The 9,236-nt window shown below is 59.2% G+C and carries 10 protein-coding genes; 5 read left to right on the top strand and 5 right to left on the bottom strand.

Features of this window, described 5'->3' with window-relative positions:
• The 5 genes from J5Y17_RS18835 to J5Y17_RS18815 all read right to left on the bottom strand — a co-directional run.
• The coding region (locus J5Y17_RS18835; RefSeq protein ID WP_255572227.1) for a GTP-binding protein at positions 1-126 on the bottom strand (126 nt) is incomplete at its 3' end.
• A gap of 91 nt (positions 127-217) precedes the next feature.
• Positions 218-859, bottom strand: a complete 642-nt coding sequence (locus J5Y17_RS18830) for a hypothetical protein (RefSeq protein WP_219787402.1) — start codon at positions 857-859, stop codon at positions 218-220.
• 71 nt (positions 860-930) lie between these two features.
• On the bottom strand, positions 931-2,145 hold the full coding sequence (locus tag J5Y17_RS18825; RefSeq protein ID WP_219787401.1) for a M48 family metallopeptidase: 1,215 nt from the start codon (positions 2,143-2,145) through the stop codon (positions 931-933).
• A complete protein-coding gene (locus J5Y17_RS18820) occupies positions 2,142-3,416 on the bottom strand; it encodes a DUF898 family protein (protein WP_219787400.1) in 1,275 nt (424 codons plus the stop codon). The genes J5Y17_RS18825 and J5Y17_RS18820 overlap by 4 nt, the downstream gene beginning before the upstream one ends.
• Before the next feature lie 68 nt (positions 3,417-3,484).
• Positions 3,485-5,845 (bottom strand): DNA topoisomerase IV subunit A, encoded by a 2,361-nt coding sequence (locus tag J5Y17_RS18815; RefSeq protein ID WP_219787404.1) that lies wholly within the window; start codon positions 5,843-5,845, stop codon positions 3,485-3,487.
• A 174-nt stretch (positions 5,846-6,019) separates the two neighbouring features.
• Between J5Y17_RS18815 and J5Y17_RS18810 the strand changes: the two genes are divergently transcribed.
• The 5 genes from J5Y17_RS18810 to J5Y17_RS18790 all read left to right on the top strand — a co-directional run.
• Entirely contained in the window at positions 6,020-6,622 is a 603-nt protein-coding gene (locus J5Y17_RS18810; RefSeq protein WP_255572223.1) for an SH3 domain-containing protein, read from the top strand.
• Positions 6,623-6,760: 138 nt separating this feature from the next.
• Entirely contained in the window at positions 6,761-7,594 is an 834-nt protein-coding gene (locus J5Y17_RS18805; protein ID WP_219787399.1) for an SDR family NAD(P)-dependent oxidoreductase, read from the top strand.
• 73 nt (positions 7,595-7,667) lie between these two features.
• The gene (locus tag J5Y17_RS18800; protein ID WP_219787398.1) at positions 7,668-7,871 is read left to right on the top strand and encodes a twin transmembrane helix small protein; all 204 of its coding nucleotides are present in this window, start codon (positions 7,668-7,670) and stop codon (positions 7,869-7,871) included.
• 1 nt (position 7,872) lies between these two features.
• Positions 7,873-8,451, top strand: a complete 579-nt coding sequence (locus J5Y17_RS18795; protein ID WP_219787397.1) for a cob(I)yrinic acid a,c-diamide adenosyltransferase — start codon at positions 7,873-7,875, stop codon at positions 8,449-8,451.
• 184 nt (positions 8,452-8,635) lie between these two features.
• Positions 8,636-9,236: electron transfer flavoprotein subunit beta/FixA family protein (locus J5Y17_RS18790; RefSeq protein WP_219787396.1), on the top strand; the 601-nt coding region annotated here is incomplete at its 3' end.

The raw sequence follows: 9,236 nt of genomic DNA, 5'->3' as shown, positions 1-9,236 counted from the left end.
GTAGGCTTTGAAGTCACCAAAGTATTTGGTGATCGCTGCCGTCAGGGTGGTTTTACCGTGGTCAACGTGGCCGATCGTGCCGATGTTCACGTGCGGTTTCGAACGCTCAAACTTTTCCTTAGCCATATCGAGGCGCCTCTTGGATTGAAGGGGCCTGCATGCGGCCCGAAATTAACATCGCGGGCTAGGTAGTGGCTTCGGGCAAGAAAATCAAGCGTCAGTTGCTATTTGTCGCCTGTTCTGCGGCCTCAGGGGCCAGAACTTCGAGCGCAGCCTTCGCCTCATCCGCCTCGGAACTCTCAGAGGCAATCGGGTCAATCCCGAACCACTGGCCGTTTTCCTGCAACCAACGCTCGACTTTGAGGGCGGCATTGCGGCTAAGAATCTCAAGTTGTTCCTCTTTTTTGCGCGCAATACCCGACCCGACCAGCGTCGCGCCGGAGGTGCCTTCAAACACCGTCAAAAGCTTTGGTTTCTCCGTCAGTTTCACACCTTTCGAATCGTCCCAGATGTTGACGGACAACACGAGCACAGATTTCGGTGTGAACAGAACCGGGATGCCGGGCGCCGCGAGGCCATAGGCGTCGACCTTGATTCCGATGTGATAGAGCTTGTCGCCATCATAGCGCCCGAACCGTGCCTGCATCGCGCCCTTGATGGCGGTTTCGATCTCGTCCTCGGTGGCGGTGCGCGAAAACGGCGCCTGAGTCGCATCCGTGGCCACGACGACATTGTGACCAAAGGCAAAATCACCGAGGTCAACCAGCGGGGTGTCTTCCGTGATTTCCTTCGCATCACTACAGGCCGTCAGAGCCAAAAGGGACAAACCAAAGACAGCGCGACGAGTGAATGACAACACGGGGGGAGACCTCCTGAATTTTCGGTCCCCTAGGGGTAGCGGCAAACGGCGGGCGGTGCAACGCCGTCGGTTCACTCGCAAATATCGCGCAAATCTTCCCAAGCTGCATCCGACAGGATCGGCTGCGTCTCGGCGGCGAACCCGGCCGCCGCCGCATGAGCGCGCTCCACCCGGTCACCCAGCTTGGGATGAGACGCGAGATGTGAGGCCAGACCTTCAGTGTCGCCGTATTTTTCCTTGAGCCGCTCGAACAGTGGCGCAAGCGCGCCGGGCGACACGCCGATCTTTGGCAAAAGCGCATGGGCATAGGTGTCGGCGGCGCTTTCGGCTTCTTGGCTGTATTGTGCATTCACCAGCTGATTTACGCCCAACAGCACGACGGTCCCCCCGGCAAAATCGCCGAAAACCAAAGACAACACCCCGAACGTCCCGACCCCGCGAAGGGCATGACGCGTGGGGTCGCGATGGGCGACATGGCCGATCTCATGCGCGATGACGGCAGCGACCTCATTCGGTCCGCCAGCCTCGTCGATCAACCCGCGCATCACGACGATCCGCCCACCGGGAAGGGCAAACGCGTTGACCATATCGAAATCGAGCACGGTGAGCCGCACCGCCTCGGGATCGAGATCAGAAGCCCCAACCAACGTATCCTGCATCGAGGCGAGGGCCGAGAGCCCAGCCCCCTTCGTGCACTCCCGGATCGGGATATATTCGTTCTGAGAGAAGCTCTCGCGGATGCGCTCATAGGTCTTGTCACCCAGCGCGCGTTCACCCTCGACCGGCAACCGCATGGCCAACTGATCGGCGATCGCCGGGATCAGCACGAAGACGATCAACAGGACGGAGGCCACCGCCCCCGAGATCAACCCCGCGATGCGGCCCTTACCCGTCACCGGCGCGCGTCGCTTCAGGTTCCGCGCAGCGCCTCTAATCTCAGACAACAACAGACCATCGCGCACGTAGAGCCGCGCGGTGGGGGACGTCACATCGGTGAAAACGCCCATCGGCACTTTGCCCCAGCGCAATTTGTGCTGCCCCTCGACATAGCGCAGCTGCGACAGCGGCCATGTCAAAAGCAGGGTTTCACCGGACACGTCCTCGCCCCACGCATCCTGTCGCGGATCAGCAGCATAGCGCAGCTCAAGGACACCCTCCCCCGCTGCAATGGTCACATAGGCATCATGGCGCTTGGCTGTTCTGCCATCCACGAATTCGCAACGCACACCTTCGGGCGTCGCGGCCCAGGGACTCATGTGTGGATTGATCTGCGGACCCGTCGTCATATCGCCGCCCCCAAATCGAACGCCTCGGCCATGCCCTCTGCCTGCCCCGCGTGATCGCGATCACGTTGCTGGATCTGCGCCAGATGTTCGCCCCCCGTCAAAGACAGGGTGCGCGCGTAGTGCCGCCACGTCGGGAAGAGCACAAAGGTCTGACGGAACACGGAAAAGAACAACAAAGTCGCCATGTAGAGAAACAGCGCAAAGGCCACAGTCAACTCCACCGAGGGCAACCCCTCGCCATCCCCGGCGCTCCCTTCACTTACAGCACCAGAGGCAAACATACCGAACTCCGAAAGCCCCGGATAGAACAGGATCAAAAGCCCAGAAGCCCCTGCGCCCACGACCAGCATCGCCAGCGCCGTGCAGATATTGGTCAAGAGATAGCCACCGATGTTGATCCCCAAAACCCGCGGAAACGACAGGCGCGAAATCAGCCCCACGCCGCCCGCCGTCTTGTGATTGGCCAGATAGCGTAGCGCGACGACTCGGTAGCGCAGGTAGAAGAACAGCGCGATCAGGGTCAGCAGCGGCACAAAAGCCAAAAGGCCGAGATATTCAGCCCCCGCATCAAACGCGTTGTCTTTCTCGCCGCCCTCCCCGCTGACCGCCAAGCTTTGAACTACGGCATAAGCCACCATGCCCAGCCCAAGCCAAAGGCACATCAGTGTCGGCAGGAACGACTTCGCGAGACTGGTCCATTTTCCACCTTGGTGCAGCCGCTGATCCCCGAAAAACGTCCGGTCGGTGCGGAATTTTTCCAACTTAAACGTCATACGCGGCCAGAGGAACCCAAGCGTGATCAGCGTCAGGAAAAGCTGCCCCATGGCATAAAGCGCATATTTCCCCGCCGCCGGTTCAAGCCCAAACCGAATGCCGCGCCAGCGGGTGCGGGCGTAGACATAGCGCTTGGCTCGATAGGAGGCGAAATAGATGAGTGGCAGGGCGATGAGCGCCGCCAAAAGATAGGCTTCGATCTCATCTTGGAACACCGCGTAGGAGGCATAGACCAGCACGAGCGCCAGCACCCCGATCAGAAGTGCGAGTACCACAAGCGCAATGAGGAAACCGGTGAATTTCTCGATCCCCTTGCCGACATATTCAAGCGGCGTGCCATCCGGGCGCACCGCGGACCAGAAATGCCGCCGCAGCCGGGTTTTCATCCAGAACCGATAAAAGCCAAGTGTCACAACCGACAGCATGGCGGTCCAGAGCGACAGGCGAAAAATCGGCCCAACCCGGCCTTCAAATTCGGTCTTCAAAAGTTGCGCCACACGTCTCCCCCCACTTGTCCCTCAAGACAGGTTGCCCGTCAGCCGATCAAAATAGATGCCGATAAATATCAGCTGAATTTATTGTCTCTCGGGAAGCCATGCGGCGGCTGTTTGCCAACGCCTGCGCGCTTGCCAAGCCACTGCGTGAGGTCCTTTTCAGTCCGCGTATTGCCGCCACCCATGGTCCAGCTCAGCCCCTCTTCCCAAGTAAAGGTGGTCAAATCGGACAGGCCACCGTCAAGTTCGAGCATGCCTTGGGCCCCGCGCGCCTGATTGTATTTCTGCAACCGGACGCCTTTGCCGCGACCCAGTTCGGGCACATCAGCAAGCGGGAAGACGAGGAAGCGGCGGTTCTGCGATACGACCGCAACATGATCGCCCGCAATCCGATGCACGATCACGGCTTTTTCGTCGTCCTTGACGTTCAGCACCTGTTTGCCGCTTCGGGTCTGGGCGACGATGTCTTTTTCCGCGATCTGGAAGCCGTTGCCCGCATTCGACGCCACCAGAAGACGCCCTTCGGGATCGTGTTTGAAGATGTCGACGATCTCCACCTCGTTGGGCAGATCGACCATCAGACGCACAGGTTCGCCCATGCCCCGCCCGCCGGGCAGGTTGGCCGCAGAGAGCGTATAGAACCGTCCCGACGACCCCATCAGGATGAGTTTATCTGTGGTCTCGGCGTGGAAGATGAAGCGCGGTCCATCGCCGTCCTTGAACTTCAATTCGCGGGTCAGGTCGATGTGTCCCGACATGGCGCGAATCCAGCCCATTTGCGACAGCACAACGGTGATCGGCTCGCGTTCGATCATCGCTTCCAGCGGCACGTCCTCGACCTCGGCGGCCTCGGCGAATTGCGTCAGCCGCGCGCCTCGTGGGCCATAATCCTTGCCGAATTTCTTCTTGGTCTCTTTGAGTTCTTCGGAAATCCGAACCCATTGCAGCTCTTCGGAGCCCAAAAGCTCCACAAGACCGGCTTTTTCTTCGAGCAACGCATCGCGTTCGCGGATCAACTCGATCTCTTCGAGACGGCGCAAAGAGCGCAGGCGCATGTTGAGGATCGCCTCGGCCTGCACCTCGGTCAACTCGCCTTGGCCTTCGGGCGCGGGCAGCGAGCTAACGTAGTCTTTTTCCGTCATCGCACGCGGCACGTCGCGGCCCCAAATCTCCGCCATCAAGGCAGCTTTCGGGTCGTCGTCGTAGCGGATGATGTCGATCACGCGGTCGAGATTCAGAAAGGCGATGATGAAACCTTCGAGCACCTCAAGACGGTGATCGATCTTTTCCAGACGGTGCTGCGAACGGCGCTGCAACACGACACGGCGGTGATCGAGCCAGGCACGTAGCACCTCTTTGAGCGAACAGACTTTCGGCGTCCGCCCGTCGATCAACACGTTCATGTTGAGCGAGAACCGCGTCTCCAGATCGGAGTTGCGGAACAGCGTGTTCATCAACACGTCCGGGTCGACGTTTTTCGACTTGGGCTCAAGGATCACCCGAATGTCCTCGGCGCTCTCGTCGCGCACGTCGGCCAGAATCGGCACTTTCTTGGTCTGGATCAGCTCGGCGAGTTTCTCGATCAGCTTCGATTTCTGAACCTGATAAGGAATTTCGGTCACGACGATCTGCCAGACACCGCGACCCAGATCCTCGACCTCCCATTTCGCGCGCAGTCGGAAGGAGCCACGCCCCGTGGCGTAGGTCTTTGCCATGCTTTCACGCGGCTCGACAATGATGCCACCTGTGGGGAAATCCGGGCCTTTGACGTAATTGAGCAGAGTTTCGTCGCGCACATCCGGCGTCTTGATCATATGCAGCGAGGCATCGATCAGCTCGCCGATGTTATGCGGCGGGATGTTCGTGGCCATGCCGACCGCAATGCCGGACGAGCCATTGGCCAAGAGGTTCGGGAAAGCAGCGGGCAACACCTCAGGCTCGCGCAGCGTGCCGTCGTAGTTGTCGCGATAGTCGACCGCATCCTCATTGAGACCCTCAAGCAACGCCTCGGCAGCAATGGTCATCCGCGCTTCCGTGTAGCGCGAGGCCGCCGGGTTGTCGCCGTCGATATTGCCAAAGTTCCCCTGACCGTCGACCAGCGGATAGCGGACGTTAAAATCCTGCGCCAAACGCGCCATCGCGTCGTAAATCGCGGCGTCGCCATGCGGGTGATAGTTGCCCATCACATCGCCGGAAATCTTTGCGGATTTGCGGAATCCCCCGGTCGCTGACAGCCGCAGCTCGCGCATCGCATAGAGGATTCGCCGGTGCACCGGTTTCAAACCGTCGCGCGCATCAGGCAACGCCCGGTGCATGATCGTCGAGAGCGCATATTGCAAGTAGCGCTCGCCGATCGCACGGCGCAAGGGTTCAAAGCTTTCGCCCAAAGGCGCGCCTTCGTTTTCGGGATCTTGGGTCAAATCACTGCTCATGAGGATCATGAATAACCGCCCGCCCCCGCCCCGGCAAGCGTCCCTCTCACAACATTTTGTCTCCCAATCATCCGAAGTTGATCAAATTCTAGGTGGAGTTTTGGAACAAGTTTCCCCGTCAAGCGTTGGAGAATCGGCTATAATAGAACGTGTAACGAGATTTAGGTGTGTGTGATGCTACGTCTTTTGGCGATGACTTCTGTTGGCCTATGGGCCTCATTCATGGTGTTCGGGCGGGATTTGACCGCAGAGGAGCAGGCCGCGCTTGACCTGCGCCGTTCCGAGAAAGTGTCTGTCTTCGCGGAACTGTCCGAAACGCTCTCCACTGCGTTTGGCACCGACGTCAAACGTCAGGGCGAATATGTGCCAACCTTGGCTGAATTGAACGCCAAACGCGCCTTGACCCCGACGCCGTCCGCCTCAAACGACTCTGGACTTGTGCAACTCGCAAGCGCTCAGATCGGCATCCCGGACATCACGCCCACCAGCGCAACCACGACTGTAGCACATCCCGAAAAAATGGCCGCCCTGCTGGTCGATCCCGTCATGGCGCCGACAGAAGCCGCGCCTGAGATGATCCTGCGCGAAGTCACGGCCTCCCGCGTCAATGTGCGCTCCGGCCCCTCGACCGCCAATCCCGTGCTGGGTCAGGTGGTGCGAACCGAGATTGTTCGGGTGATCTCACCCATTGAAAACGGCTGGGTGAAAATCTCTGTCGAAGGCGACGGAGTCGAAGGCTACATGGCCGCCCGCTTTTTGACCGACGTCTCGCACTGAACATGAATTTTGAAATCCCGTGAGGCCGGTGGATCCCTCGTCGCCGACTTCATGGCAAGCGCCTCTGAAAAGTGAATACTTCACGTTTTTTGAGAAACGCTTTAAGCCTTTCCCGATCCTCTCGGGAAAGGCTTTTTCATGCGCTCCATCCTCATCACCGGTTGCTCTTCCGGCATCGGCTATCATGCCGCTCATGCTCTGAAAAATGAGGGCTGGCGCGTCTTTGCGACCTGTCGGCAAGAGGCGGATGCAGAGCGGTTAAGGGCGGAAGGCCTGGAAAGCTTTCGCCTCGATTATGAAGACCCAGCCTCCATTGCCTCAGGTTTTGACGAAGCCCTGTCACGCACCGGCGGTACTTTGGACGCGCTGTTCAACAACGGCGCCTATGCGATACCCGCACTGGTTGAGGACCTGCCTGTCGCCGCGCTGCGTCAGAATTTCGAGGCCAATCTCTTTGGCTGGCACGATCTGACGCAACGCGCCATCAAGGTGATGCGCAAACAGGGGACAAATGGCCAAGGGCACATCGTGCAATGTTCCTCCGTCATGGGGTTCATCACCACGAAATTTCGCGGCTCCTATGCGGCGACGAAACATGCCCTCGAAGCCCTATCAACTGCCGCGCGGCTGGAGCTGCGCGACACGGATATTCATATCTCGATCATTCAACCCGGCCCCATCGCCACCGATTTCCGCCTGAATTCGCGCAAGAATTTCGACCGTTGGATCGACTGGGAGAAAAGTGATCAAGCGCCGCGCTATCGCCCCGTGGTGGATCGTCTGTATGCGACCGACAAATCCCCCGATCCCTTTGAGCTACAATGCGATGCCGTGACCGCCAAACTCCGCCGCGCGCTCAATAGCCCGCACCCGAAGGCCCGCTATCACGTCACGAAAGTAACGACATTCTCCGCCCTCGCCCTGCGGTTCCTACCCGGACGCGCTAGCGAATGGATGATGTCGAAAGGCTGACGTCCAGATTCGCGACTTGGGTCGCGGGGGCAAACACGGTATGACAGCCCTAAATCTCAACGAGGAAAAGCACATGTCCGATCCGTTTCTCTATGTCATTGGCGCAGCCTGTCTGCTTGTGCTGGTCATCCTCGCGCTTGGCATCGGCCAATTCGGACGCGGTGGTGCCGAAGGAGCAAAACGATCGAACAAGCTTATGCAGGCCCGCATTCTCGCCCAACTTGGCGCGGTGATCCTCGTGATCATCTTTGTGGCGCTGCGCAAATCGGGGAACTGATATGGTCGTTTTGAACAAGATCTACACCCGCACCGGCGACACCGGCGAAACCTCGTTGTCCGACATGTCGCGCACTCCGAAATACGCCACACGGGTCGAGGCCTACGGCACGGTCGATGAGGTCAACGCCACTTTGGGTCTCGCGCGTCTTCATGCCGAGGGCGAAGTGGATGCAGCACTTTCACGCATCCAGAACGACCTCTTCGACTTGGGCGCCGACCTGTCGCGGCCGAATTTGGACAAGGATGATGAGGCGGGCTATCCGGTTCTGCGCACCGTACCGTCGCAGATCGAGCGCCTCGAGGCGGAGATCGACGCGATGACATCCGTGCTCGAACCGCTCCGAAGCTTTATTTTGCCCGCTGGCACGCCTTTGTCCGCGCATTTGCACATGGGCCGCACCGTTGCGCGCCGCGCCGAACGGCTGGCCGTGGCCTTGAATGCCGAAGAATCGGGAGACGTGAACCCGACGGCGATCAAATATCTCAACCGGCTCTCGGACTGGCTTTTCTGTGCCGCACGCATGGCCAATGACGACGGCAAAGCCGATGTGCTTTGGGTGCCGGGCGCCAATCGCTAAGACTGCGCGCAGGGCAAAAACATCGAAACGCTGTGGCAGATGTTCTGCCAAACGCTGCGTCTTTGAACCGATACGCGACGTTTTGGGGGTGTTTTCTGCGTCCGCAAACGGGTAATCACATCAGCGGAGAGCTTGAGCGCCCCCCGGTTTCCTGGGCGGCATAGTCATAAGGGAGTTTACGCCTATGAAGGTTTTGGTACCTGTCAAACGGGTGATTGACTACAACGTGAAGGTCAAGGTTAAGGCCGACGGCACGGGTGTTGATCTTGCCAATGTGAAAATGTCGATGAACCCGTTCGACGAAATTTCTGTCGAAGCGGCCATTCGTCTCAAAGAGGCCGGTGTGGCCTCCGAGGTGGTGATTGTCTCCATCGGCGAGAAGAAATCTGTCGACACGATCCGCAACGCTTTGGCCATGGGCGCTGATCGCGGCATTCTGGTCGAAGAGGATCAGGGCGTCGATATCGAGCCGCTCGCGGTTGCGAAAATCCTCGCCAAAGTGGTCGAAGAGGAAGCCCCCGAGCTGGTGATCCTCGGCAAGCAGGCCATCGACAACGACATGAACGCGACGGGTCAGATGCTTGCTGCGCTCTTGGGGTGGGGTCAGGCGACCTTTGCCTCCGAGATGGAGATTGCGGACGGCAAAGCCGTGGTGACCCGCGAAGTGGACGGCGGTCTTCAGACCATTTCCACCGCTCTGCCGGCCATCGTGACGACCGATTTGCGCCTCAACGAGCCGCGCTACGCCTCGCTGCCGAACATCATGAAGGCGAAGAAAAAGCCGC

This window comes from Celeribacter sp. PS-C1 (genome assembly GCF_019429625.1).
Taxonomy (GTDB): domain Bacteria; phylum Pseudomonadota; class Alphaproteobacteria; order Rhodobacterales; family Rhodobacteraceae; genus Celeribacter.
The sequence above is the reverse complement of the archived record's forward strand: the minus strand, read 5'-3'. Positions and strand labels throughout refer to the sequence as shown.